Origin of the sequence: Pseudomonas pudica (assembly GCF_015680405.1) — a bacterium.
GTDB classification, from domain to species: domain Bacteria; phylum Pseudomonadota; class Gammaproteobacteria; order Pseudomonadales; family Pseudomonadaceae; genus Aquipseudomonas; species Aquipseudomonas pudica.
Map to the genome: position 1 here is coordinate 1 of NZ_JADLJS010000029.1, position 24902 is coordinate 24902.

Annotated in this window: 19 protein-coding genes; 5 read left to right on the forward strand and 14 right to left on the reverse strand. The window is 64.6% G+C overall.

Going from position 1 to position 24902, the window contains the following annotated elements; translation table 11 throughout:
* Positions 1 to 106: 106 nt before the first annotated feature.
* Positions 107 to 1627: an acetaldehyde dehydrogenase ExaC gene (exaC, locus tag IRZ77_RS18660; protein WP_046615983.1), complete on the reverse strand. Its 1521-nt coding sequence runs from the start codon at positions 1625 to 1627 to the stop codon at positions 107 to 109.
* Positions 1628 to 1882: 255 nt separating this feature from the next.
* Between exaC and IRZ77_RS18665 the strand changes: the two genes are divergently transcribed.
* The 4 genes from IRZ77_RS18665 to IRZ77_RS18680 all read left to right on the forward strand — a co-directional run bounded on the left by IRZ77_RS18665 (position 1883) and on the right by IRZ77_RS18680 (position 6197).
* Positions 1883 to 3871: a sigma-54-dependent Fis family transcriptional regulator gene (locus IRZ77_RS18665; protein ID WP_196174100.1), complete on the forward strand. Its 1989-nt coding sequence runs from the start codon at positions 1883 to 1885 to the stop codon at positions 3869 to 3871.
* Between the two features lie 66 nt (positions 3872 to 3937).
* A complete protein-coding gene (mpl, locus tag IRZ77_RS18670) occupies positions 3938 to 5287 on the forward strand; it encodes a UDP-N-acetylmuramate:L-alanyl-gamma-D-glutamyl-meso-diaminopimelate ligase (RefSeq protein ID WP_046615985.1) in 1350 nt (449 codons plus the stop codon).
* Positions 5284 to 5913, forward strand: coding sequence for a flavin prenyltransferase UbiX (gene ubiX, locus IRZ77_RS18675; RefSeq protein ID WP_013970698.1), 630 nt, complete (start codon positions 5284 to 5286; stop codon positions 5911 to 5913). Before mpl ends, ubiX begins: the two co-directional genes overlap by 4 nt.
* Positions 5910 to 6197 (forward strand): YceK/YidQ family lipoprotein, encoded by a 288-nt coding sequence (locus IRZ77_RS18680; protein ID WP_025337554.1) that lies wholly within the window; start codon positions 5910 to 5912, stop codon positions 6195 to 6197. The genes ubiX and IRZ77_RS18680 overlap by 4 nt, the downstream gene beginning before the upstream one ends.
* An 88-nt stretch (positions 6198 to 6285) precedes the next feature.
* Here the strand turns inward: IRZ77_RS18680 and IRZ77_RS18685 are convergent, their stop codons facing one another.
* From IRZ77_RS18685 to IRZ77_RS18715, 7 genes are all read right to left on the reverse strand, one after another.
* Positions 6286 to 6930 carry an oxidoreductase gene (locus IRZ77_RS18685; RefSeq protein WP_196174101.1) on the reverse strand — a complete coding sequence of 215 codons (645 nt, stop codon included), beginning with the start codon at positions 6928 to 6930 and terminating at the stop codon, positions 6286 to 6288.
* Between the two features lie 26 nt (positions 6931 to 6956).
* Entirely contained in the window at positions 6957 to 8690 is a 1734-nt protein-coding gene (locus IRZ77_RS18690; RefSeq protein WP_196174103.1) for a C13 family peptidase, read from the reverse strand.
* Positions 8691 to 8919: 229 nt separating this feature from the next.
* Positions 8920 to 9984 carry a 2,3-butanediol dehydrogenase gene (locus IRZ77_RS18695; RefSeq protein ID WP_230386520.1) on the reverse strand — a complete coding sequence of 355 codons (1065 nt, stop codon included), beginning with the start codon at positions 9982 to 9984 and terminating at the stop codon, positions 8920 to 8922.
* 52 nt (positions 9985 to 10036) lie between these two features.
* A complete protein-coding gene (locus IRZ77_RS18700) occupies positions 10037 to 11143 on the reverse strand; it encodes an acetoin dehydrogenase dihydrolipoyllysine-residue acetyltransferase subunit (RefSeq protein WP_108481556.1) in 1107 nt (368 codons plus the stop codon).
* Positions 11140 to 12162 carry an alpha-ketoacid dehydrogenase subunit beta gene (locus IRZ77_RS18705; RefSeq protein ID WP_013970705.1) on the reverse strand — a complete coding sequence of 341 codons (1023 nt, stop codon included), beginning with the start codon at positions 12160 to 12162 and terminating at the stop codon, positions 11140 to 11142. Before IRZ77_RS18705 ends, IRZ77_RS18700 begins: the two co-directional genes overlap by 4 nt.
* A gap of 33 nt (positions 12163 to 12195) precedes the next feature.
* A complete protein-coding gene (locus IRZ77_RS18710; protein WP_046616001.1) occupies positions 12196 to 13173 on the reverse strand; it encodes a thiamine pyrophosphate-dependent dehydrogenase E1 component subunit alpha in 978 nt (325 codons plus the stop codon).
* Positions 13174 to 13195: 22 nt separating this feature from the next.
* The gene (locus IRZ77_RS18715; RefSeq protein ID WP_108481555.1) at positions 13196 to 14251 is read right to left on the reverse strand and encodes an ATP-NAD kinase family protein; all 1056 of its coding nucleotides are present in this window, start codon (positions 14249 to 14251) and stop codon (positions 13196 to 13198) included.
* A 283-nt stretch (positions 14252 to 14534) separates the two neighbouring features.
* On the opposite strand from IRZ77_RS18715, the gene IRZ77_RS18720 reads away from it, so the two are divergent.
* A complete protein-coding gene (locus IRZ77_RS18720) occupies positions 14535 to 16388 on the forward strand; it encodes a sigma-54-dependent Fis family transcriptional regulator (protein ID WP_108481554.1) in 1854 nt (617 codons plus the stop codon).
* A gap of 193 nt (positions 16389 to 16581) precedes the next feature.
* Here IRZ77_RS18720 and accC read toward each other — a convergent pair whose 3' ends face one another.
* The 6 genes from accC to IRZ77_RS18750 all read right to left on the reverse strand — a co-directional run bounded on the left by accC (position 16582) and on the right by IRZ77_RS18750 (position 24800).
* On the reverse strand, positions 16582 to 17937 hold the full coding sequence (accC, locus tag IRZ77_RS18725; RefSeq protein WP_046615992.1) for an acetyl-CoA carboxylase biotin carboxylase subunit: 1356 nt from the start codon (positions 17935 to 17937) through the stop codon (positions 16582 to 16584).
* A gap of 17 nt (positions 17938 to 17954) precedes the next feature.
* The gene (accB, locus tag IRZ77_RS18730) at positions 17955 to 18416 is read right to left on the reverse strand and encodes an acetyl-CoA carboxylase biotin carboxyl carrier protein (protein WP_015268813.1); all 462 of its coding nucleotides are present in this window, start codon (positions 18414 to 18416) and stop codon (positions 17955 to 17957) included.
* 99 nt (positions 18417 to 18515) lie between these two features.
* Entirely contained in the window at positions 18516 to 18971 is a 456-nt protein-coding gene (gene aroQ, locus IRZ77_RS18735; RefSeq protein WP_003255330.1) for a type II 3-dehydroquinate dehydratase, read from the reverse strand.
* A gap of 179 nt (positions 18972 to 19150) precedes the next feature.
* Positions 19151 to 20923, reverse strand: a complete 1773-nt coding sequence (locus IRZ77_RS18740; protein WP_196174105.1) for a protein-disulfide reductase DsbD — start codon at positions 20921 to 20923, stop codon at positions 19151 to 19153.
* A gap of 313 nt (positions 20924 to 21236) precedes the next feature.
* Positions 21237 to 23198, reverse strand: coding sequence for a methyl-accepting chemotaxis protein (locus IRZ77_RS18745; protein ID WP_108481552.1), 1962 nt, complete (start codon positions 23196 to 23198; stop codon positions 21237 to 21239).
* Positions 23199 to 23441: 243 nt separating this feature from the next.
* Positions 23442 to 24800 (reverse strand): diguanylate cyclase, encoded by a 1359-nt coding sequence (locus IRZ77_RS18750; protein ID WP_085601441.1) that lies wholly within the window; start codon positions 24798 to 24800, stop codon positions 23442 to 23444.
* Between the last annotated feature and the right edge of the window lie 102 nt (positions 24801 to 24902).

Here is a 24902-nt window from a genome sequence, read left to right on the forward strand (position 1 = left end):
TTCAGCTTGCCATTCACCGCTCTCACTTCAGATTCTAATCCCCTCTCAAGACACAAGCTGGCTTGCCGGCGATGGGCTGCAAAGCAGCCCCGAGGCCATCCCAGGTTTAGAAGAAGCCCAACGGATTGATGTCGTAGCTCACCAGCAGGTTCTTGGTCTGCTGATAGTGGTCGAGCATCATCTTGTGGGTCTCACGCCCGACCCCCGACTTCTTGTAGCCACCGAACGCGGCATGCGCCGGGTAAAGGTGGTAGCAGTTGGTCCACACGCGCCCGGCCTTGATCCCACGGCCCATGCGGTAGGCACGGTTGATATCGCGGGTCCACACGCCGGCACCCAGGCCGAACTCGGTGTCGTTGGCGATTGCCAGCGCTTCGGCTTCGTCCTTGAAGGTGGTGACGCTGACCACCGGGCCGAAGATCTCCTCCTGGAACACGCGCATCTTGTTGTTGCCCTTGAGCAGGGTCGGCTGGATGTAGTAACCGGTGGCCAGCGAGCCTTCCAGTTTCTCGACCTTGCCGCCGGTCAGCAACTCGGCGCCTTCCTTCTGGGCGATGTCGAGGTACGACAGGATCTTCTCGAACTGCTGTTGCGAGGCCTGGGCGCCGACCATGGTGTCGGTGTCCAGCGGGTCGCCGCGCTTGATCTGCAGCACCTTCTTCATCACCACTTCCATGAACTGCGGGTAGATCGATTCCTGTACCAGTGCCCGTGACGGGCAGGTGCATACCTCGCCCTGGTTGAAGAACGCCAGCACCATGCCTTCGGCCGCCTTCTCGATGAAGCTTGGCTCGGCTTGCATGATGTCTTCGAAATACACGTTCGGCGATTTGCCGCCCAGTTCGACGGTGGACGGGATGATGTTCTCGGCCGCGCACTTCATGATGTGCGAGCCCACCGGAGTCGAGCCGGTGAAGGCGATCTTGGCGATGCGCTTGCTGGTGGCCAATGCTTCACCGGCTTCGCGGCCATAGCCTTGCACCACGTTGAGCACGCCTTTTGGCAGCAGGTCACCGATCACTTCCAGCAGCACGGTGATGCCCAGCGGGGTCTGCTCGGCCGGCTTGAGCACCACGCAGTTGCCGGCGGCCAGGGCTGGGGCGAGCTTCCAGGCCGCCATCAGGATCGGGAAGTTCCACGGGATGATCTGCCCGACCACGCCCAGCGGCTCGTGGATGTGATAGGCCACTGTGCCTTCGTTGATTTCCGCGGCGCCGCCTTCCTGGGCGCGGATGCAGCCAGCGAAATAGCGGAAGTGGTCGACCGCCAGCGGAATGTCGGCATTGAGGGTTTCGCGGATCGGCTTGCCGTTATCCCAGGTTTCGGTAATGGCCAGCAGTTCGAGGTTCTGCTCGATACGGTCGGCGATCTTGAGCAGGACATTGGAGCGGTCCTGAACTGAGGTGCGACCCCAGGCGTCGGCCGCAGCGTGGGCGGCATCCAGGGCTTTCTCGATGTCTTCGGCAGTGGACCGGGGGAATTCAGCGATCAGCTTGCCATTCACCGGGGAGGTATTTTCGAAGTACTGCCCCTTTACCGGAGGAACGAACTCACCACCGATGTAGTTGCCGTAGCGGCTCTTGAAGGAAACCTTCGCGCCTTCGGTACCGGGATGTGCGTAACGCATGGTGTGTCTCCTGGCTATTGTGTTTGTTAGGGAGTTGGAAAGCGTAGAGCAAAGGTTGGGCCAGCGTTTCGAGCACCAGGCAAATCAATGACTTGGCTCGGTTCTTTGGGCCTGATTCACGGTAGCTGTACCAGCGCCGGTACGCGCGGGGGTGACACTTTGTGCCATTTGCGACACGTAACCGGAGGGTGCATTGCAAAGCCTTCCCGGGTGGAGGATGCTGGCGGGACTCTCTATCTGCGGAGAACTACAACAATGCAGAGCAATCATTTCAGTCGCCATGCCCAGCAAGTCCATACCGTCGCCCATGGTGGGGCCGGGGAGGGCGGCAGTGACCCGTCCATCGCCCGCTCCTGGCTGCGCTGCCTGGAGGACTACCACCTCGACCCGTCGGTGATCGAGGCCCCGGTGGTGCTCGAGCACGGGCGCCTGCTGGAAAGCCGCGAGCGCCTGCGCCAGGTGCTGCAGATTGCCGACCATGAAATGAACAGCCTGCACCAGCAGCTTTCCGGGGCCGGCCATGCGGTGCTGCTGACCGATGCCCGTGGGGTAATCCTCAATTGCGTCAGCGCGCCGACCGAGCGGCGCAGCTTCGAGCGCGCCGGCTTGTGGCTGGGCGCTGACTGGAGCGAGGCGCGCGAGGGCACCAACGGCATCGGCACCTGCCTGGTCGAGCGCCAGGCGCTGACCATTCACCAGAACGAGCACTTCCGCGGTCGCCACACGGGGCTGACATGCTCGGCCAGCCCGGTGTTCGACCCGCATGGCGAGTTGCTGGCAGTGCTGGATGTATCTTCGGCGCGGCCCGACGTTTCCCGGCAGAGCCAGTTCCACACCATGGCCCTGGTCAACCTGTCGGCGAAGATGATCGAAAGCTGCTACTTCCTGCGTCATTTCGAACAGCAATGGCTGCTGCGTTTTCACCTGCAGGCCGAGTCGGTCGGCCTGTTCAGCGAAGGCCTGCTGGCGTTCGACGGTGACGGGCGGATCTGCGCCGCCAACCAGAGCGCGTTGAACCTGCTGGGCACGGTGCGTGGTGGTGTGCTGGGCAAGCCGCTGGAACGCTTTTTCGCTTGCTGCCACGACGAACTGTTCAGCCGCGCCACGCCCGGCGGCAGCACGGCCTGGCCGCTGCATACCCTGGACGGGCGCCAGGTGTTCGCCAGCCTGCGTGGCCAAGCGCGTGCACCGGTGTGGTCGGTGCCAGCCGCCCAGCCGCGACCCACGCGGGAAGCGGAGCCGCTTATCTGCCTGCTCGACCCGGCCTTGCAGAACGACTTCCGCCGCAGTGTGCGGGTGTTCGAGCGCGATGTGCCGCTGTTGCTGCGCGGCGAGACCGGCTGCGGCAAGGAGGCCTTCGCCCAGGCCGTGCACCAGGCCAGCGAGCGGCGCGGCAAGCCGTTCGTTGCCATCAACTGTGCCTCTATTCCGGAGAGCCTGATCGAGAGCGAACTGTTCGGCTACCGTGGCGGCAGCTTTACCGGTGCGCGCAAGGAAGGCATGCGCGGCAAGCTGCTGCAGGCCGACGGCGGCACCTTGCTGCTGGACGAGATTGGCGACATGCCGCTGGCACTGCAAACCCGCCTGCTGCGTGTGCTGGAGGAGCGCCAGGTGGTGCCGATCGGTGGCGAACCGCAGGCGGTCGACGTGCGCATCGTCAGCGCTACCCACCGTGACCTGCTGGAGCGGGTGGAGCAGGGCAGTTTCCGCGAGGACCTGTATTACCGGCTCAATGGCCTGGAAGTGGCATTGCCTGCGGTGCGCGAGCGCAGTGACAAGGCGCAGTTGCTGGACTTTCTGCTGCGTCAGGAGGCACGTGGAGAACCGATCGATATCGAGCCCAGGGCGCGACAGGCACTGCTCGACTTTGCCTGGCCGGGCAACGTGCGGCAGATGCGCAATGTGCTGCGTACCTTGGTGGCGCTTTGCGAAGACTCCCGGATTGTGTTCCCGGATCTCCCCGCCATTCTCCGCAACAGCACCGTCCCTGTAGCAGCGGCCTTGTGTCGCGAAAGGGTCGCAGAGCGGCCCCAGGGTCTCAGCAGCGCCGACCAATCTGCAGGGGCTGCGTCGCAGCCCGATCGCGACACAAGGCCGCTCCTACAGGATGCGGAGCGGCAAGCATTGTTGGAGACGCTAGAGGCAAAACACTGGCACCTCACCCGTGTCGCCGAGCACTTGGGCATCAGCCGCAATACCTTGTATCGAAAACTGCGCAAACACGGCATCACCCGGGCCGGCTGAGCGAAACATCTGGTGCGATTTGTCGCGCCCTGGGCTACCCTGCCTCGATGTTTTGCGAGGTCGACCATGCATATTCACATTCTCGGTATTTGCGGCACTTTCATGGGCTCGCTGGCGGTGCTGGCCAAGGAACTTGGCCACCGCGTCACCGGCTCGGATGCCAACGTCTATCCCCCGATGAGCACCCAGCTCGAAGCCCAGGGCATCGAACTGACCCAAGGCTATGACCCGGCCCAGCTGGACCCGGCGCCAGACCTGGTGGTCATCGGCAACGCCATGTCGCGTGGCAACCCGGCGGTGGAGTACGTGCTGAACAAGGGCCTGCCCTATGTCTCCGGCCCGCAGTGGCTGGCCGACCACGTGTTGCAGGGCCGCTGGGTGCTGGCCGTTGCCGGTACCCACGGCAAGACCACGACCAGCAGCATGCTGGCCTGGGTGCTGGAGCACGCCGGCATGAGCCCGGGCTTTTTGATCGGCGGTGTGCCGCAGAACTTCTCGGTGTCGGCGCGCCTGGGCGCTACGCCGTTCTTCGTGGTCGAAGCCGACGAATACGACAGCGCCTTCTTCGACAAGCGCTCGAAGTTCGTCCACTACCACCCGCGCACGGCAATCCTCAACAACCTCGAGTTCGACCATGCGGACATCTTCCCCGACCTGGCCTCGATCGAGCGGCAGTTCCACCATCTGGTGCGCACCATTCCCAGCGAAGGCCTGGTCATCCACCCCACCACCGAGCAGGCGCTGGAACGAGTGATCGGCATGGGTTGCTGGACCCCGGTGCAGACCACCGGCGAAGGTGGCCAGTGGCAAGCCCGTCTGCTCAGCCCCGACGGTTCGCGCTTCGAAGTGCTGTTCGATGGTGAAGCGCAGGGCGTGGTGGACTGGGCGCTGACCGGCCAGCACAACGTCGCCAACGCCTTGGCCACCTTGGCAGCGGCGCGCCATGTAGGCGTGGTGCCAGCCATGGGCATCGAAGGCCTGAGCGCCTTCAAGAGCGTCAAGCGGCGCATGGAGAAGGTTGCCGAAGTGCAGGGAGTGACCATCTACGATGACTTCGCCCACCACCCGACCGCCATCGCCACCACCCTTGACGGCCTGCGCAAGCGCGTTGGCGAGGCCCCGGTGATCGCCGTGATCGAGCCACGCTCCAACTCGATGAAGCTCGGTGCCCATCGAGATGGCCTGCCGGAAAGCGTCAACGACGCCGACCAGGTGATCTGGTACGCCCCGGCCAACCTTGGCTGGGACCTGGCTGCCACCGCTGCGCAATGCAAAGTGCCTAGCGTGGTGGCCGACAGCCTGGAAGCGATCATCGAGCGGGTCAAGGGGCAGGCCCGCCCGGGTACACATGTAGTGATCATGAGCAACGGCGGCTTCGGCGGCCTGCACGGCAAGCTGGCCGAGGCACTGAAGTGAGCGGGCCGGAACGCATCACGCTGGCCATGACGGGTGCCTCTGGCGCCCAGTATGGCCTGCGCCTGCTCGACTGCCTGGTGCGTGAGGACCGCGAGGTGCACTTCCTGATCTCCAAGGCTGCGCAACTGGTGATGGCCACCGAGACGGACGTGGTGCTGCCGGCCAAACCACAGGCGATGCAGGCCTTCCTCACCGAATATACCGGCGCTGCCGACGGGCAAATTCGCGTGTATGGCAAGGAAGACTGGATGTCGCCGGTGGCCTCCGGCTCCGGCGCTCCGGCGGCGATGGTGGTGGTGCCCTGTTCCACCGGAACGTTGTCGGCGATTGCCACCGGTGCGTGCAACAACCTGATCGAACGTGCTGCCGACGTTACCCTCAAGGAGCGTCGCCAGTTGATCCTGGTGCCGCGCGAGGCGCCATTCTCCACCATCCACCTGGAGAACATGCTTAAGCTGTCGCAGATGGGCGCGGTGATCCTGCCGGCGGCGCCGGGTTTTTATCACCAGCCGCAGACTATCGACGACCTGGTCGACTTCGTGGTCGCGCGCATTCTAAACCTGCTGAACATTCCCCAGGACATGTTGCCGCGCTGGGGTGAGCACCACTTCGGGGTGGATGATTGAAGCGAGCACTGGCGGGTTTGCTGGCGCTGGTGCTGCTCGGTGGCTGCGCCACGGTGCGCACGCTGGATGCCAACAAGCCCGGGGCACCGGTGGTGTATGCCGGTACCCGGTTGGACTTGTATGTGATCAATGGTGGGTGCTGCCCACGGGATCATTACGGGGCTGATGCGCCGGCGTATCCGGGGCTGGACCTGCCGGGGAGCATGTTGCTCGATACCCTGTTGCTGCCGTTGTCGCTGCTCACGGCAGCCGGTGTAGGCTTCCAGGCCACTGGTGGCCTGTAAGGGCCCTTTCGCGGGCACGCCCGCTCCTACAGGGATCACTGTACCTGTGGGAGCGGGCGTGCCCGCGAAGAGCCATCACAAGTGAAGCCTAATTCTTGCCCAGCCTGCGCAACTCATCCGATTCCACAATCCGCACCCCGTCTTCCTCCTCCAGCGCCAGCCGCCACAGCGCCCGGGCCAAGGTACAAGCCTCGATCCCCCGATACTTCCCGGGTATCAGCTTGGCAAATGGCGAAGCCAACTGTTCGCCGAGCCGCGGCTCGACCCGTTCGCCCAGCAGCAATGACGGCCGCACGATGGTCAGCTGCGGCCAATCCTGGGCCTTGAGTGCCTCCTCCATTTCGCCCTTGACCCGGTTGTAGAAAATCGACGATTTCGGGTCGGCGCCCAATGCACTGACCACCAGCAGATGCCGCGCGCCCAACTCCCGGGCACGCTTGCTGAATGCCACCACCATGTCCAGGTCCACCGCGCGGAAGGCCGATTCGGAACCGGCCTGCTTCAGTGTGGTGCCCAGGCAGCAATAGGCGATATCGACCCGCCCACCCAGCTGTGGGAGGAATACCGCCGGGTCGCCCACGGGGTTTTCCAGGTGCGGGTGCTCGGCCAATGGCCGGCGGGTAGGCGCCAGTACGCGAGTGATGGTGGGCTCGTTGAGGAGGCGGTCGAGCAGGTGTTCACCTGTCAGCCCCGTGGCACCGGCAAGCAGGACATGCTGAGGCGTCAAATACATGATGTCTCTCCCTTGTTACACCAAGCTTAGTGGTTGCGTGGCGTTTCCGCCTGTTCCCCCACGTTGGCCTGTGCGGCGTTACGCAATGCTTCTTCAGCCTGTTGCCGGCGCAGGCGCTGCCAGTGCTCAAGCACGTTCGGCGGCGCCCACAGCTGCGGTTCGGAGGCCTCGAAACCTTCCCTTTGTTCTCTTTCGGCAACGCTGGCGCGCGCCAGTTCAAACGCCTGTTTCAGGTCGTCGGTCTGGTTCAGCGCTTCGGCGAACAGGGCATCGCCGAAGTAGGTGAAATCGGCTTCTTCCGAGCAACCGAAGGACACGCGATCGGCCCGGGCGGCGGTCATGATCAGCGTGCGCTCATCCTTGAGTGGGGCTATGTAGCCCCCTGAATAGCACGCGGATATGACAATGACCTTGTCGCGGTTCTTCAGCGGTGCCAGGGCGCTGGCCAGTTCGTCGGCGGACAGGTCGGCCAGCTGCAGGCGCGGCTGGTCGAACACCAGCTGGTGGTCGTGGCTGCCATGGCTGGTGAGGTAGATGAACACCAGGTCTTCGGGGCCGCTGCGCTCGGCCAGGGTGCGGGCGGCGCGGGTCAGGTTTTCACGCGTGGCCATGGGGCGGGTGGTCATGTGGTCGCGGTGGTTGACCAAGGTCACCTGGCCACGGGCACCAAAGCGCACCTTGAGCATGTTGCTGACGTAGTCGGCTTCGCGCATGAACACGCTCTGCTGGCCATCGCCGCCCACCACCAGGCTGTACAGCTGGACTGATGGCGCCGAACGCGGTACCCGGGCCAGCGCTTCGTCCAGCAAACGGCCCTGGTTGAGCAAAGCCAGGTCCAGCGGGTCGGGCAACAGTTTGCCGTTCTGGTCGCGTACGCGCACGCCGTTGCTCCAGGTACCGCTTTCGACCTTGCCGTTGGCCAGGATCAGCCGGCCCTGGCCGTGGTAGGCATCGTTGAGGAAGCCGCCGATGTACTTGCTGCCGTCGGCCAGTTGCAGGCTGCCCTGGCCCGACAGGCGCCAGTCGGCGAAGGTACCCTTGTAGTGGCTGCCATCGCTGCCCAGCAGTTCGCCTTCGCCGACCAGTGAGCCGTCCTTGAATTCGCCGATCCACACATCACCATCGGCATTTTCGTAGCGGCCACGGCCTTCCAGGCGGTTGTCCTTGAACTCGCCGATGTACTGCTCGCCGTCGACGCTGTCATAGGTGCCGCTGCCTTCCAGTTGGCCGTTGATGAAGTGGCCGCTGAACTGGTTGCCGCTGGCATCGCTGCGCACCCCGGCACCGTTGGGCTTGCCCTTGGCGAACAGGCCCTGGTACCGGCTGCCGTCGGCCAGTTCCAGCTCGCCGGCGCCTTCGTACAGGTCGTCCTTGAATTGGCCGCGGTAAGTCTGGTCGGCTTGCTTGAGGGTGCCTTCGCCGTCGCGGCGGCCGTGGCTGAAGGTGCCGGCATAGTGGCTGCCCGAGGTGGTCAGCTCACCCAGCCCCTGGAACAGCCCTGCGGCGAACTGGCCGCGATACACCTCGCCGTTGCGGCCGTGCCATTCGCCCTGGCCGTGCCATTGACCGTCCTTGAAGGTACCGGCGTACCAGCTGCCGTTGGGATAGTCGATCCGGCCCTCGCCTTGCAGCAGGCCATCGACCACCTGCCCCCGGTACCGCCCACCGTCAGGCAGGCGCGCGTCCGGCGGGAGCAGCGATTCGCCATCGCCGCAGGCGGCAAGCAGCAGGACCAGGGTGATGGGGAGCAGTGAACGCATGGCGAGAACCGGGCAATAGGTCTGCCGAGTATGACGCAGAATGGGATCCTGAAACAGCGAACGCAGGTGCTGGCGCAGCTCGCGAGCCTGCACTGCATCCAAAAGCTGGCACGGAACCTGTGGGAGCGGGCGTGCCCGCGAACACCGGCGAAGCCGGTGCCAGGCACCGCGTCGCCTGATTAGCGGGCACGCCCGCTCCCACAGGTTCAGTGTCGCCTTTGAGGTGCAATCAGCGCACGCCCGGCGAAACGATGATCTTCACGTTCTCCTCCTTGTTGTTGACCAGCTCCTCGAAGCCCAGCTCGACAATCTGCTCCAGCCCGATCCGCCCGGTCACCAGCGGGCGAATATCCAGCCTGCCGTCAGCGATGAAAGCAATGACATCGGCAAACTCGCCGTTGTAGGCCAACGCCCCCAGCACCTGCTTTTCGGTGGACACCAGTTCGAAGAAGTTGAACTCGCTGGGTTCTTCGAAAATGCCCACCAGTACGCACTTGCCCGCCTTGCGGATGGTGTCGATGGCCAGCTTGGCCGTGTGCTTGTTGCCGATGCATTCAAAGCTCACGTCCGCCCCCAGCCCAGCAGTCAGCTTGCGGATTTCCGCCAGGGCGTCGCACTGGCTGGGGTCCAGCACCACGCTGGCGCCAACTTCCTTGGCCTTGGCCTTGCGTGCCGAGGACATCTCCAGTGCGATCACCTGCGCCGCGCCAGCCGCCTTGGCACACATGATGGTGCACAAGCCGATTGTGCCGGCGCCGACCACCACCACTGTCTGGCCAAGCAGGCTACCGGCCTTCTTTACCGCATGCATGCCCACCGCCAGCGGCTCGATCAGTGCCCCGGCCTCTGCCGGGAAACCCTGCGGCAGCCGGTACAGCAGGTTGGCGGGCACGTTGACCAGTTCGGCAAAGGCGCCGTTGTTCATCAGGCCGGTGAAGGCCAGGCGCTCGCAGATGTTGTACAGGCCGTGAGTGCAGTAGTAGCAGGTGCCGCAATGCTGGCAGGCGTCCGCAGCCACCGGGTCACCGACGGCAAAACCTTCCACGCCTTCACCCAGCTTGGCGATCTGGCCGCAGAATTCGTGGCCGAGGATGCACTGACCCTGTATGCCGGTCAGCGGGTGTGGTGCTTCCACGGGGATGAATACCGGACCGGCGACGTATTCGTGCAGGTCGGAGCCGCAGATACCGCACCAGTCCACCTTGATCTGCACCCATCCTGGCGCAGGGTCGGCCGGCAGGGGCACCTGTTCGACGCGAATATCATTGCGGCCATGCCAGACGGCAGCACGCATGTGGGTGTGGCTCAGGTCGTTCATTGCTTTTCTCCAGGCTCACGGAAAGGGCTTAGTGCTTGCGCAGGAACGCGAGCAGTTGCTGGTTGACCTGTTCGGCCGCCTCCATCTGCACCATGTGGCCGGCCTCAGGCAGCACCAGCACTTCAGCCTCCAGCCCTTCGGCATGGCTGGCCGGAATGATCGCGTCCTTGCCACCCCACACCACCAGTGCCGGGTGCTGCCCCAGCACCCCGCGCAGGTCATGGCGCTGTCGGTCGCCGTCGGCGATGGCCGATGCCAACAGGCGCAGCGCCTCGTCCACACCTTCCAGGCGCTTGAACTTGAGCATGTCCTCCAGCATCTGCCGGGTGACGAGTGCCGGGTCGGCAAACAGCTGCACCATCTGCGGCTTGAGGGCATTGCGATTGGCGGCAGCGACGAAGCCTTGCAGGTACTGCCCGTTGATTGCCTCGCCCAGCCCGGCACTGGCCACCAGGCTCAGGCTGGCAACCCGCTGCGGCGCCAGGCGCGCCACGTTCAGGCTGACCGCGCCGCCCATGGAGTGGCCGGCCAGGTGGGCCTTGGCGATGTCCAGGTGGTCGAGCAGGGCCAGCACTGTTTCGCTCAACTCGTCCAGGTCGCCCCGTTGCAGGGCCTTGGCCGACTCGCCATGGCCAGGCAGGTCGAGGGCGATCACACGTCGCTCGGCAGCCAGCGCCGGGTGGTTGAACAGCCAGTTGTTGAGATCGCCACCAAAGCCGTGCACCAAAACCAGTGGCGTGCCACCTTCGCCCAGCTCGAACCAGCGCAGCAGACGGCCCCCCACTTGCGCCTTCTGAGGGGCCGGCCCCTGAGCCTGGTCGGCGCCACCCTCGGCGACGAACTCGGCCTGGAAGCGCTGCACCACGGCATCGATTTCAGCCTCTTCGGCTTCGCCTTCCACCACTACTGCCAGCAGGGCACCGACCGGCAGGGTTTCATCAGGCCTGGCCACCTGGCGGCGCAACACACCGCTGAACGGGGCTTCGACACTGCTGCTGATCTTGTCGGTCTCGACATCCAGCACCTCGTCACCCTTGTTGATTTCGTCACCTTCCTGTTTCAGCCAGGTATCCACCCGGCCCTCGGTCATCGACAGGCCCCACTTGGGCATGGTCAGGGTATGGATCTGGCTCATGCGGCACTCCTTGCGGCTTCGATCACTTTGCGTACCGCAGCCTCGATCTTCGCCGCGTCAGGGATGTACAGGTCTTCCAAGGCATCGGAGAACGGCACAGGAGTATGCGGGGCGGTGACCATTTCTATCGGGCCCTTGAGCGCGCCGAAGGCCTTCTGTGCCACCAGCGCGCTGATGTCGGTGGCCATGGAGCAACGCGGGTTGGCTTCGTCGATAACCACCAGGCGGCCGGTCTTTTCCACGCTTTCCAGGATGCTGTCCTCGTCCAGCGGGCTGGTGGTGCGCAGGTCCAGCACCTCGCAGTCGATACCCTGGCGGGCCAGGTTGTTGGCTGCTTCCAGCGCCACATGCACCATGCGGCCATAGGTGACCAGAGTCACGTCGTCACCATCACGCAGGAAGTTGGCTTCGCCGAACGGCACGGTGTAAACCTCTTCCGGCACCTCGCCTTGCATGCTGTACAGCAGCTTGTGCTCGCAGAAGATCACCGGGTCGTTGTCGCGAATCGCCTGTATCAACAGGCCCTTGGCATCGTACGGCGAGGACGGGCAGACCACCTTCAGGCCAGGAATGTGTGTCCACAGCGAGGTGAGCATCTGCGAGTGCTGGGCCGCCGCACGCAGGCCAGCGCCGTACATGGTGCGCATCACCAACGGGGTGACCGCCTTGCCGCCGAACATGTAGCGGAACTTGGCGGCCTGGTTGAGGATCTGGTCCAGGCAGCAGCCGGCGAAGTCGACGAACATCAGCTCGCACACCGGGCGCAGGCCCTGGGTGGCAGCACCAACGGCGGCGCCGACGTAGCCGATTTCCGATAGCGGAGCGTCGAGCACGCGCCCCGGGAACTGGTGGTAAAGGCCCTTGGTTACGCCCAGCACGCCACCCCAGGCGTCATCCTCGCCGGGGGCACCGGCGCCGCCAGCAACGTCTTCGCCAATGATGAACACCGTGTTGTCGCGGCGCATTTCCTGGGCCAGGGCTTCGTTGATGGCCTGCTGGTAGCTGATCTTTCTTGCCATGGTGATTCTCCTGTTGTTCTTGTAATCCGCGGCTCAGGGGTAGGCGACGTAGACGTCGGTGAGCAGGTCGGCGGGCTGTGGCTTGGGATCGGACTTGGCGCGGCGCACGGCGTCTTCGATCAGGTCTTCGACGCGGGCGTCGATGGCATCCAGTTGCGCAGCCGTGAGCAGGCCGGCGCGGGTGGTCTTGTTGCGGAACTGCATCAGGCAGTCGCGGGATTCGCGCAGGTTCTTCACTTCGTCCGGGGCGCGGTAGGTTTGTGCATCGCCTTCGAAATGGCCGTAGTAGCGGCTGAGCTTGACCTCGATCAGCGATGGGCCTTGCCCGGAACGTGCTCGTTCGATGGCAGCGCCGGCGGCCTCGTATACGGCAAAGAAGTCGAAACCGTCGATGGTGACACCGGGCATGCCGAACCCGGCCGCGCGGTCGGCGATATGGTCGCAGGCAACCGACCAGGTCGAGGCGGTAGCTTCGGCGTAGCCGTTGTTCTCGGCCACGAAGATGCATGGCAGGTTCATGATCGAGGCCATGTTCATGGCTTCGAACACGGCGCCTTCGTTGGAAGCGCCATCGCCGAAGAAGGCCACCGACACATCGTCGCTGCCCTTGATCTTGGCCGCCAGCCCGGCCCCGGCCACCAGCGGTGCACCGGCACCGACGATGCCATTGGCGCCGAGCATGCCTTTTTCCAGGTCGGCGATATGCATCGAGCCGCCCTTGCCACCGCACACGCCGGTCCTTTTGCCGTAGATCTCGGCCATCATGCCGTACACGTCCACTCCCTTGGCGATGCAGTGGCCATGACCGCGGTGGGTCGAGGCGATGCAGTCGCTGTCGCGCAGGTGGGCCATGACCCCGGCAGCGGAAGCCTCTTCGCCGGCATACAGGTGGACGAAGCCGGGGATCTCGCCGGTGGCGAACTCCACGTGCAGGCGTTCTTCGAAGGCGCGGATGGTGCGCATCACTTCATAGGCATGCAGCAATTGTTCGTTACTGAGTTGATTGGACATCTTGTTGTTCTCCAGGGTTGTCTCAACACGGGTTTGCAGGGTGCAACCGGTGGCCGCGCGGTACGGCCAGCAGGTGATGGCGGGCGGCATGCGCCAGCACGGCCTCGACATCCACGCTCAACGGGCCTTGGTGATCGAGGGTGATGGTGGGGGTGTCGTGTTCGGCGAATTCGATTTCGCGCTCGCCGTCCAGCGCCAGGGTGCCGCTGGCCAGGCTCAGGCGATGGGCTACGCCGGGCGTCAGCCGGCCACTGGCGGTGATGCCGCAGCCTTGCAGCAGGCCGGGTGCCAGGGGTGCGAGCAGGGCTTGTTCGGCCCCGGGGTTCAGGCGTACCCAGGCGCCGTGCGGGTCCTGGCGCGAGACCGGGCACCACAGGCCGCACAGGGCCGACAGGCCAATGGCATGGGGTTCGGCGAAACAGGCGAAGACTTCACAAAGGTCCTCGCTGCGGCTCAGTGCCCGAGCGCCGATGAAACGCTGGGGCGACACCGCCACCTCCACCAGGGCCCATTCGGCAAGCTGTTGTTCGGGCACCTTCACCAGCAGGCGCTTGTTGCGGCGCAGGCCGATGCTGGCCGGTACGCGGCCGCTGGCAAGCAGGCCACCGGCCAGGCCGGCGCTGGTGGCCTCGCGCAGTTCGGGGAAGGCATTGTTGGTGCCGGTGGACAAGGTCAGCAGCGGTACGTCACCGGCCTCGGCGGCCACTGCCTTGTGGGTGCCGTCGCCGCCGAGCACGGCGATCATCGCCACGCCTCGCTCGACCATGCGGCGGGTGGCCAGGCGGGTATCGGCAACGGTCTGGGTCAGCGGCAGGTCGATTATTTCGATGGCCGGCCAGTGCTGGTCACGGGCTACTGGGCCCTGGCTGGCCTTGAGCACCGCGGCGGCAATGCCGGTCATGTCACTGGGCAGCAGCACCTGGCCGATGCCGGTGGCACCAAAGGCAGCGAGCAAGCGCTGGATCGCCGAGGCCTTGTCGGTGCTCGAATAGAGCCCGGCGTTGGCAGTCAGGCGGCGCAGGTCGCGGCCAGAGGCAGGGTTGGCAATGATCCCGACGGTCGGGGCGGGTAGCGGCATGGCGCACCTCGTATTCTTGTTTGCCATGGCAGGAGCAAGCGCGGTGCCAGCTTCTTCTGAATTGGCTGAAGTGCCCGCAATAGAGAGGTTTTCTTGTGCTTCGGCGGAGGCTGATGGTTGGGCTGGCGAGACGCCCGGTGCCAGCCTGGGGCCTACGTTGCCGAGACGCTGAGACGCTGCGTCTCAAGCCGGCCGGTAATCACGCAGTGCTTGTCGGGGCCTGCCCGGAAGCGCTTAATGGCCGGACAACGATAAAAACAGCAACGAGAACCGGAGGGCCTGAATGCTTGCCGCGAACTCCCGAGCCCATGTCGACTGCGTCAGCAGGGTGCTGAAGAATGCCGACCGCCTGCCGCAGGCGCCGGTGCCAACGCTGATCCTCGATTCATGGCGCCGCTCCATGGAGCTGTACCGCCTCGACCCCGGGTCCCAGCAGGGGCCGCGCATCCTGTCCCAAAGCCTGCTCAACGAATGCCGCGAGCGCGCCGAACTGTTCCTGCGTATCGCCAGCGATGCAGTGGCCCGCCTGCATGAGCGGGTGCGCGGTGCCGACTACTGCGTGCTGCTCACCGATGCCTTGGGGCGCACCATCGATTACCGGGTCGAGTCGGCCATCCGCAACGACTGCCGCAAGGCCGGGCTGTATCTGGGCACCTGCTGGTCGGAGGGCGAGGAGGGCACCTGCGGCGTGGCGGCAGTGTTGACCAGCAAGGCCCCGGTCACGGTGCACAAGCGCGACCACTTCCGCGCTGCGTTCATTGGCCTGACCTGTACGGCGGCTCCGGTGTTCGACCCGTTGGGCGAGTTGCTGGGCGTGGTGGATGTCTCGGCCTTGCAGTCGCCGGATGACCGCCGCAGCCAGCACCTGATCCGCCAATTGGTCGAGCAGACCGCCCGCGAGATCGAGAACGCCTTCTTCATGCACAGTGCCCAGGGCCATTGGGTGATGCGTGCCCATGGCACGCCGGGCTATGTGGAAAGCCAGCCCGACTACCTGCTGGCCTGGGATGGCGATGGCCGCCTGCAGGCGATCAACAGCCTGGCGCGCCAGCGGCTGGTGGAGCAACTGGGGCGTTTGCCCGAGCACATTGGCGAGCTTTTCGACATGGACCAGCTGCGCCGCGTGAATGCATCGTCCGCTCAACGGCTGCCGGGCCTGGGTGGGCTGTACGGCCGGGTCAGCGCACCCCGCCAGCGCCAGCGTGCGCAGCCGTTGCGCCAGGCCCAGGACGCCCGCATCGAGCAGCATCTGCGCCTGGCCACGCGGGTCAAGGACTGCAACCTGGCGGTGCTTGTGCAAGGCGAGACGGGGGCTGGCAAAGAGGTGTTCGCCCGCCAGCTGCATCAGCAAAGCCAGCGTCGCGATGGCCCGTTCGTCACCCTGAACTGCGCGGCCATTCCGGAGAGCCTGATCGAGAGCGAGCTGTTCGGTTATGTGGCCGGGGCCTTCACCGGGGCTTCCAGCAAAGGCATGCAGGGGCTGTTGCAGCAGGCCGATGGCGGCACGCTGTTCCTCGACGAAATCGGTGACATGCCGCTGAACCTGCAAACCCGGTTGCTGCGCGTACTGGCCGAAGGTGAAGTGGCGCCGCTGGGCGCGGCGCGGCGGGAGCGGGTGGATATCCAGGTGATTTGCGCGACCCACCGTGATTTGGCAGCGATGGTGGAGGATGGGCGTTTTCGTGAGGACCTGTACTTCCGCCTGGCCAATGCCCGCTTCGAGTTGCCGCCACTGCGCGAGCGTGAGGACCGCTTGGGGTTGATTCACCAGTTGCTGGCCGAGGAGGCCGAGGCCTGCGGGGTCGAGGCGGTGTTGGCGGATGATGCGCTGCAGGCGCTGCTGGTTTACCGCTGGCCTGGGAACTTGCGCCAGCTGCGGCAGGTGCTGCGCTATGCCTGTGCGGTGAGCGAGGGCGGGCGGGTGCAGGTGCAGGACCTGCCGCAGGAAGTGCGCGGCGAGATAGTCGCGTCGGCTGAAAGCAGCATGTCTTGTCCTGCCCGGCAGTTGCTGCTGGATGCGCTGATCCGCCATCGCTGGAAGCCGGCCGATGCGGCGCGGGCTCTGGGGATATCGCGGGCGACCTTGTACCGGCGGGTGCATGAGCACCACATCGAGATGCCGCGGATGAAGGGGTAGGGCCCAGGGGGCGCGTTGCGCCCCTTTCGCGACACAAGGCCGCTCCCACAGGTACAGCGTCAACCTCGAGGCCTTGCAAAACCCTGTGGGAGCGGCCTTGTGTCGCGATGGGCCGCAAAGCGGCCCCAGGATCCCCCAGGCAATAAAAAACCCCGGAACAAGTCCGGGGTTTTCGGTACATCACACTACACGATCACTCCTGGCTAGCCAGTTTGTGCTCGAGGTAGTGAATGTTGACGCCGCCTTTGCAGAAACCTTCATCACGCACCAGGTCGCGGTGCAGCGGGATGTTGGTCTTGATGCCGTCGACGACGATCTCGTCCAGGGCATTGCGCATGCGCGCCATGGCTTCGTCGCGGTCCTTGCCGTAGGTGATCAGCTTGCCAATCAGCGAGTCGTAGTTCGGCGGAACCGAGTAACCGCTGTACAGGTGCGAATCCACACGCACGCCGTTGCCGCCCGGGGCGTGGAAGTGCTTCACCTTGCCTGGGCTCGGGATGAACTTCTTCGGGTCTTCGGCGTTGATACGGCATTCTAGCGCATGGCCACGAATGACCACGTCTTCCTGGCGGAACGACAGCTTGTTGCCAGCGGCGATGCTCAGCATCTCCTTGACGATGTCGATACCGGTAACCATCTCCGACACCGGGTGCTCAACCTGCACGCGGGTGTTCATCTCGATGAAGTAGAAGCGGCCGTTTTCGTACAGGAACTCGAAAGTACCCGCACCACGGTAGCCGATCTCGATGCACGCATCGACGCAGCGCTTGAACACTTCCTGACGGGCTTTTTCGTCGATGCCCGGGGCTGGCGCTTCTTCCAGTACCTTCTGGTGTCGGCGCTGCAGCGAGCAGTCACGGTCACCCAGGTGGATGGCGTTGCCTTGGCCGTCGGACAGTACCTGTACTTCCACGTGGCGTGGGTTGGTCAGGAACTTCTCCAGGTAGACCATCGGGTTGCCGAAGGCTGCACCGGCTTCGGTACGGGTGAGCTTGGCCGAGGCAATCAGGTCCTCTTCCTTGTGCACCACGCGCATGCCGCGACCACCACCGCCACCGGCGGCCTTGATGATCACTGGGTAGCCGACGTCACGAGCAATCGCCAGGGCGACTTCTTCATCTTCCGGCAGTGGGCCATCGGAGCCCGGCACGGTCGGTACGCCCGACTTGATCATCGCGTCCTTGGCCGAAACCTTGTCGCCCATCAGGCGAATGGTGTCGGCTTTCGGGCCGATGAAGGCGAAACCGGATTTTTCCACCTGCTCGGCGAAATCGGCGTTTTCCGCCAGGAAGCCGTAGCCCGGGTGGATCGCGGTGGCGCCGGTCACTTCGGCGGCAGCGATGATCGCCGGGATATGCAGGTAGGAATCCTTGGACGATGCAGGGCCGATGCAGACCGACTCGTCTGCCAGGCCCAGGTGCATCAGTTCACGGTCGGCAGTGGAGTGCACTGCGACGGTCTTGATGCCCAGCTCTTTGCAGGCACGCAGGATCCGCAGGGCAATTTCCCCGCGGTTGGCGATCAGGACTTTTTCGAGCTTCCCAGACATCGTTGGCTCTCCGCGATTCAAACGACGGTGAACAGCGGCTGGTCGAACTCAACCGGCTGGCCGTCTTCTACCAGGATGGCGTCGATGACACCGCCAACATCGGCTTCGATGTGGTTCATCATCTTCATGGCTTCGACGATGCACAGGGTGTCGCCTTTCTTCACGGTCTGGCCAACTTCAGCGAAGTTCGGCGAGGTCGGCGAAGGCTTGCGGTAGAAGGTACCTACCATCGGCGAGCGGATCACGGTGCCTTTCAGGGCCGGGGCAGCGGCAGCGGCTTCGGCGGCCGGAGCGGCAGCGGCGACTGGGGCAGCAACAGGGGCAGCGGCTACCGGAGCCGGTGCGAAGTACTGCTGGGCAGCTGGGGTCTTGCTGTGACGGCTGATACGGACCGACTCTTCGCCTTCCTTGATCTCCAGTTCGTCGATGCCAGACTCTTCCAGCAGCTCGATCAGTTTCTTGACTTTACGGATATCCATTAATCATCAACTCCCAAAGGTTCGGTCAGGGGGCGAAATACAAAAAACGTATCTGAAACGTTTCTCTCGAACCCTGGCCCACCGAGGCCAGGGTTTTCATCATTTGGGCTGTGCGTTGGCAGCCAGTTGTTCCAGCGCGGACTCCAGGGCCAAGCGATAACCGCTGGCGCCCAGACCGCAAATCACCCCTACGGCAACATCGGAAAAGTAGGAGTGGTGGCGGAACGGTTCGCGTTTGTGCACGTTGGACAGGTGCACTTCGATGAATGGGATGCTCACCGCAAGCAATGCGTCACGTAATGCGACGCTTGTGTGGGTGAAAGCAGCCGGATTGATCAGGATGAAGTCCACACCCTCGTTGCGTGCGGCGTGAATGCGGTCGATCAGTTCGTATTCGGCGTTGCTCTGCAGGTACTGCAGATGGTGGCCTGCGGCGCGGGCACGTTGCTCCAGGTCCTGGTTGATCTGGGCCAGGGTCACGGCGCCGTAATGGCCAGGCTCGCGGGTACCGAGCAGGTTGAGGTTGGGGCCGTGGAGCACCAGTAGCGTTGCCATCTGCGGATTCCTTGGATTTGTAGGGCAATTCGACACAGCGCGGCGAGTGTGCCGTAAAGCGACGGCAAGTGTCCAGTTCCCGGCAATAGCCAGCACGATGTCCGAGGTTCGCGCGAAGTATGTGACCGGATAATTAAATTCGGTCACTGATTTCAGGATTTTTCACAGCTCGCGGGAAGTTATAGACCGACTTTGCCGCGCACGCGTGTCAGAATTTGTGCAAATTCGCCGGCATTTATCTCGCCAATGACCCGATCAGCGGTTATTTCGCTACCGTTCGCGGCAAAGAACAACAAGGCGGGAGGGCCGAACAGCTGGTAGCGGTCCAGCAGGCTGCGTTGTTCGGCATTGCTTTCGGTGATGTCGAAACGCAGCAGCTTGAAGCCAGCCAGTTGTGCTTGCACCTGCGGGGCGGTGAGCACCTCGCGCTCGATCACCTTGCAGCTGATGCACCAGTCGGCGTACCAGTCCAGCAGTACCGGCTGGCCGGCCTCCTTGGCCTGCTCCAGTGCTGCGTCCAGTGCGGCGGGTGTAGTGATGGTCTGCCAGCTCTGCGCCTGCACCGCCGGCCCGTTGCCGGTGGCGACAAGGGTTGCCGGCGGTAGCGGGCGTAGCGGGTCGCCTTGGCCGCTGAGGGCGCCATACCAGCAGGCCAGGGCATACACCAGCAAGGCCAGACCGAGCAGTTGGGCCAGGCGCTGGCGTGCGGTCTTGACGACAAATTCGAGAGCACCGAGGAACAGCGCCACGCCAGCGGCAAGGAAACCGACCAGCAGCAAGGTCAGCGGGCCTGGCAGCACACGGCTGAGCAAACCGATGACCAAGCCCAGCAGCAGAACGCCGATGGCGTTCTTCACCGTGTTCAGCCAAGGGCCGCTTTTCGGTAGCCAGGCCGCGCCACCGGTGGCCACCAGCAGCAATGGTGCGCCCATGCCCAGGCCAAGGGCGAACAGCTTGAGTGCACCGCCCAGGGCATCGCCGCTGGCGCTGATGTACAGCAACGCACCGGCCAGCGGCGCCGACACACAGGGCGAAACCAGCAGGCTGGAGAGTACGCCCAGTATTGCCGCGCCCAGCAGCGAGCCGCCCCGGGTGTGGTTGGCGACATTGTTCAGGCGGTTGCTCAGGGCTTGCGGCAGTTTCAGTTCGAACAGGCCGAACATGGCCAGGGCGAACACCACGAAGAACAGCGCGAAGGGCACCAGCACCCAGGCCGACTGCAGGCGCGCCTGCAGGTTCAGGCCGGCGCCGAACAGCCCCATCAGGGCACCGAGTACAGCGAAGCTGGCTGCCATCGGCAGCACGTAGGCCAGCGACAGCGCCAGCCCGCGCAGGCCGCCGGCCTGGCCACGCAGCACCACGCCGGAAAGGATCGGCAGCATCGGCAGCACGCAGGGGGTGAACGTCAGGCCTACTCCGGCGAGGAAGAACAGCGCCAGCGACTTCCAGGTCCAGGCGTGTTCAGCGCTGGCCGGGGTGCTTGCGCCGCCTTCGCCATCGATGCTCAGGCGTGCGGTTTCCGGCGGGTAGCACAGGCCTTTGTCGGCGCAGCCCTGGTAGCCCACCAACAGGGTGAAGGCACGCGGGTCGTTGCGCGGCAGCTCGATATCGAGCACGCCGTGGTACACCTCGACATCACCGAAGAACTCATCGTGCTTGGCCTCGCCCTTGGGGATGCTTGGTGTGCCCAGGGCAATGTCGGCCGGTTCGGTGCGGAACTGGAAGCGGTGGCGGTAGAGGTAGTAGCCGTCGGTAGCGACGAAGCGCAGCTTGATGGTTTGCGCATCGGCCTGGACCAGGCTGAGCTTGAAGGCCTCGTGTACCGGCAGAAAGTCGGCATTATTGGTCAGCGAAGCTGCGCCGAGGGTGGCGCTGGGGCGGTTGTCGAGCAGGCCTGTGGCGAAGGCAGGGCTGGCCAGCAGCAGGAACAGCAGGAAAAACAGGCGGCGCATGGCGGACTCGCGAGGTGAAACGTGCTGGGCATGATAGCGGAGTTGGTGCAGGTTGGGGCCATGCTGGTGGCGGGGGCGACACATGGCCGCTGGCTGATGTGCTGCCTGTGCCGGCCTCTTCGCGGGTAAACCCGCTCCCACAGGGCCTGCTCCAACCTCGAGGCATATGCTGTACCTATGGGAGCGGCCTTGTGTCGCGAAAGGGCCGCAACGCGGCCCCGGCAATATCAGCTGTGATGCACAGATACTGGGGGCGCTTCGCACCCCTTTCGCGACACAAGGCCGCTCCCACAAAGGTACAGCGTATGCCTTTTCAGACTCTGAAGGCCCGCACCGCCCGGTTCAGTTCACCGCCCAGGCTCAGCAACTGCTCGCCTTGCTCGCGCCCCTCGCCAATGCGCTGCAGGTTGTCCTCACCCAGCTCGTGAATCCGCTCGCTGTGGTCGCGAATCTCACTCACGGCACCACTCTGTTGCGCCGTGACATCGGCAATCCGCACCGCTGTATCCGAAATGGTGCGAATGGCACAGACAATCTCGTCCAGCGCCCCATCCGCCGCCTGGGCCTGGTTGGCCGTGGCCTCGGCATGCTCAAGCTGCGCACGCATCCCGGTCACCGAACTTCTGGCTGCCTGCTGCAAGCGGTCGATCAGTACCTGAATCTCGCCAGTCGCCCCGGTAGTGCGTTGTGCCAGCGAACGCACCTCATCGGCCACCACGGCAAAACCACGGCCCATCTCACCGGCGCGGGCCGCTTCGATCGCGGCATTGAGCGCCAGCAGGTTGGTCTGCTCGGCAATAGAGCGGATCACCGTCAGCACGCCGCCGATGGTGGCCGACTCCTCCGCCAGTTGTTCGATCATGCGAGCGTTGCCCTGCACCTCGTCGACCAACTCACGCAGGCCCGTCAGGCTCTGGCCGATCACCGCCTGACCCTGCTCCACTGCACGTCCGGCATCGCGACTGGCGTCGGCTGCGGCGCTGGCGTCGCCGGCCACTTGCTGGATGGTCGCTTCCAGTTCACCCAGGGCATCGCGGATCTGCCCGGTGTCGCCGGCCTGGCGTTCGGCGCCGTCATGCAGGGCGGCGCTCATGCCGGCCAGGGCGTGGCTGCTACCTGCCACCTGCTCGGCGTTGTGCCGGATGGTGCCGACCAGTTCCACCAGATACTGGCGCAGGCGGTTGAGCGATTCCTGGATGTCGCGCAGTTCACGGTTGGTCCTGCCCAGGGCGATGGCCTCGGCGAAGTCACCCTCGGCCCAGCGCGACAGGGCCGGGGCCAGGCCGGTCAAGGTGCGCGCCAAGCGGCGTTGCAAAGTGTCGATGAGCAAGGCGATAAGCAGGATCAGGCCGATCATCAGGCCCTGGATGATGCGCACTTCGGCGGCAATTTTCGCATGCTGGCCGCGTACCTCGGGTTCCAGCGCCGCAATGGCCTGCTGCACGGCCTCCAGGCGCTGGCCGGTGCTGGCAGCCAGGGCGACGCGGCGCTCGATCTGTTCGCGGGTGCGCTGCAGTTCGGCCGGGTAACGGCCGAGCAGGCTCTGCAGTTCTCGCTTGAGGCCGACGGCAATGTCTTCCTGCTGGGCGCTGGCCTGGGTTTCCAGGCCCATCATCGCGGCGAAGTCGTCGGCACCGGATTCGGCGCTACGGGTTACGCCCAGCAAGGGCAAGGCGTCGATCGCCTGGGCCTGGGCACGGATCAGTTGCAGCTCGCGCTCCACTTCGTCGGCCAGCTCCGGGCGGCCGCTGCTGACCAGCTTGTCCCGGGCCAGCGACAGGCGACCGAGGTGCACGGTGGCGCCGAGCAGTGGCATCAGATAGCGGTTGGCGTCGGCGCTGCCGCTGTCGCGGGCGTAGCCGGCCAGTTGTTCGAAGTTGGCGCCCAATTCCCGCTCGGCTTGCAGCAGCAGGGCTTGCGGGTCGCCGGCCAGTTTGCCGGCGGCCAGCAGCTCCTCGGCGGTAAAGGCTTGCAGGCTGTCCAGGCTGGGGCGCAGTTTGTCGGCCAGTTCGCTGGGCCATTCGGCCAGCGCGGCCTGCAGGTGCTGGTTGGCCTCCATCGCTGCGGCGTGGCGCAGGGCATCACCGCTGCTCAGGTACGCCTGGATATTGCGCGCCGCCTGGTTCTGGAACTGCTGGGACAGGCCCAGGTAGCGCTCCATCAACTGGTAGGGGCGCTCAAGGGCCCGCTGCGACCACCAAAGGGTGGCGCCCAGGGCGATACACACGGTTACCAGCAACAAGGTGTTGAAATTGGTCAGCCACTTCAGGCGCATAGCCGCGAGCTTCCTGCGGGGAGGAGGGGAGGTCGGTGGCTGAAGTTATTGCGATCTTGTGACGGCGTGATGACGGCAGGGGGTTGGCACCATAAAAAAGTGGCACAGTGCCTCTATTTTAACCTGTGCCGGCCTCTTCGCGGCTGAAGCCGCTCCCACAGGGATTGCGCAATCCGTCAGTCCGGTGGAGTACCTGTGGGAGCGGCTTCAGCCGCGAAGAGGCCGGCACAGGCAAAGTTTGGTTCAGGGCTCCACACGCACCACGCAATTACGCCCGGCATGCTTGGCCCGGTACAGCGCCTCGTCCGCCGCACTGGCCATGGTCAGCGCATCCAGCCCCTCATCCATTTGCACCACCCCTGCACTGAAGGTGCACTGCAAGTCCCGCGGCTGCGCCGGGTAGAGAATCTCGGCAAAGCGCCGGCGGATTTCGTCCAGCACCTTGTGCGCTGCGTCCAGCGCGGTATTGGGCATGACAATGGCGAACTCTTCACCACCGTAACGGCCAATAAAATCGGTCTTGCGCAAGCGCTGCTTGAGAAACAGCGCCAGGCTCTTGATCACCCGGTCGCCCATGGGGTGGCCGTGGCGGTCGTTGATCTTCTTGAAGTGGTCGATGTCGAGCATGGCAAAGCTCAACGGCTGCTGCTCGCGACGGGCGCGGAAGCTGCAGTCTTCCAGCAGTTGCAGAATGTGGGTGTGGTTATACAACCCCGTCAGGCTGTCGCGCACCATGCGCGCCTTCAGGTGCCGGGCGCGTGCGGCGCGGTTGCGTACGGTGGTGATCAGGTGGCGTGAGCGAAACGGTTTGGTCAGGAAGTCATCACCGCCTTCGCTCATGGCATCCAGCTGTTTGTCCAGGTCGTCCTCGGCAGACAGGTAGATGATCGGCACGCTCACATAACGGTCGCTGTGGCGGATCACCTTGGCCAGCTCAGGGCCGGTGCAGGCTGGCATGTACAGGTCGAGGATGATCAGGTCGGGCTGGAAGTCGGCCAGCTCGGCCATGGTGCGGATCGGGTCGGTCAGGCTGCGGGTAATCATGCCGGCGCTGGCCAGCACGCGCTCGGTATACAAGGCCTGGGTGCGCGAGTCGTCGATGATCAGCACGCGCAACGGGTCATGCTGGGTGGCATTGGTCAGCAGTTCGATCTTCTCCAGCAGGCTGGAGGCTTCCAGGGTGCCAGTGAGGAAGTCCTGGCCACCGGCGCGCACTGCGGCCAGGCGGGTCGGGGTGTCGGTTTCGTGGTGGCTGAAGAACAGCAGCGGTATATGCCGGGCCAGCCCCTGCTGCACCTGGGCAGCCAGCAGCAGGCCTTGGCCGGCACCGTTGAAATCGACATCCATGATGATGGCCGAGGGCGGGTATTCGCCGATCGAGGCCTGAAACGCCGCGGCATTGGCCAGCGCCTGAACCACCAGGCCAAAGAATTCCAGTTGCTGGGCCAGCCGCTGCGCACGCTCGTGGTCCTGCAGCAGGATGTACACCGGCTTTCGCAGGGGCGGCAGCAGCACCTGATCGAGCGGGTCGTCCTTGCGCAGGCCGCTACGCGACAGCTGTTGGGCGGGGCACAGCGGGCTCGGCTCGGCTGCTTGGCTCATGTCCTGGCTACTTGTAGGTTGGGGTGTGCAGGGGCAATGATGGCTCTATGCTAGCAGTTCTTTTCAGGTGCGTGAGTGCCCTGCATCAACAAAGCTGCCGGA

Coding starts and splice junctions, on each gene's coding strand:
- exaC (WP_046615983.1), bottom strand. CDS start 1,627: ATGCGTTACGCACATCCCGGTACCGAAGGCGCGAAGGTTTCCTTCAAG.
- IRZ77_RS18665 (WP_196174100.1), top strand. CDS start 1,883: ATGCAGAGCAATCATTTCAGTCGCCATGCCCAGCAAGTCCATACCGTC.
- mpl (WP_046615985.1), top strand. CDS start 3,938: ATGCATATTCACATTCTCGGTATTTGCGGCACTTTCATGGGCTCGCTG.
- IRZ77_RS18685 (WP_196174101.1), bottom strand. CDS start 6,930: ATGTATTTGACGCCTCAGCATGTCCTGCTTGCCGGTGCCACGGGGCTG.
- IRZ77_RS18690 (WP_196174103.1), bottom strand. CDS start 8,690: ATGCGTTCACTGCTCCCCATCACCCTGGTCCTGCTGCTTGCCGCCTGC.
- IRZ77_RS18695 (WP_230386520.1), bottom strand. CDS start 9,984: ATGCGTGCTGCCGTCTGGCATGGCCGCAATGATATTCGCGTCGAACAG.
- IRZ77_RS18700 (WP_108481556.1), bottom strand. CDS start 11,143: ATGAGCCAGATCCATACCCTGACCATGCCCAAGTGGGGCCTGTCGATG.
- IRZ77_RS18705 (WP_013970705.1), bottom strand. CDS start 12,162: ATGGCAAGAAAGATCAGCTACCAGCAGGCCATCAACGAAGCCCTGGCC.
- IRZ77_RS18710 (WP_046616001.1), bottom strand. CDS start 13,173: ATGTCCAATCAACTCAGTAACGAACAATTGCTGCATGCCTATGAAGTG.
- IRZ77_RS18715 (WP_108481555.1), bottom strand. CDS start 14,251: ATGCCGCTACCCGCCCCGACCGTCGGGATCATTGCCAACCCTGCCTCT.
- IRZ77_RS18720 (WP_108481554.1), top strand. CDS start 14,535: ATGCTTGCCGCGAACTCCCGAGCCCATGTCGACTGCGTCAGCAGGGTG.
- accC (WP_046615992.1), bottom strand. CDS start 17,937: ATGTCTGGGAAGCTCGAAAAAGTCCTGATCGCCAACCGCGGGGAAATT.
- accB (WP_015268813.1), bottom strand. CDS start 18,416: ATGGATATCCGTAAAGTCAAGAAACTGATCGAGCTGCTGGAAGAGTCT.
- aroQ (WP_003255330.1), bottom strand. CDS start 18,971: ATGGCAACGCTACTGGTGCTCCACGGCCCCAACCTCAACCTGCTCGGT.
- IRZ77_RS18740 (WP_196174105.1), bottom strand. CDS start 20,923: ATGCGCCGCCTGTTTTTCCTGCTGTTCCTGCTGCTGGCCAGCCCTGCC.
- IRZ77_RS18745 (WP_108481552.1), bottom strand. CDS start 23,198: ATGCGCCTGAAGTGGCTGACCAATTTCAACACCTTGTTGCTGGTAACC.
- IRZ77_RS18750 (WP_085601441.1), bottom strand. CDS start 24,800: ATGAGCCAAGCAGCCGAGCCGAGCCCGCTGTGCCCCGCCCAACAGCTG.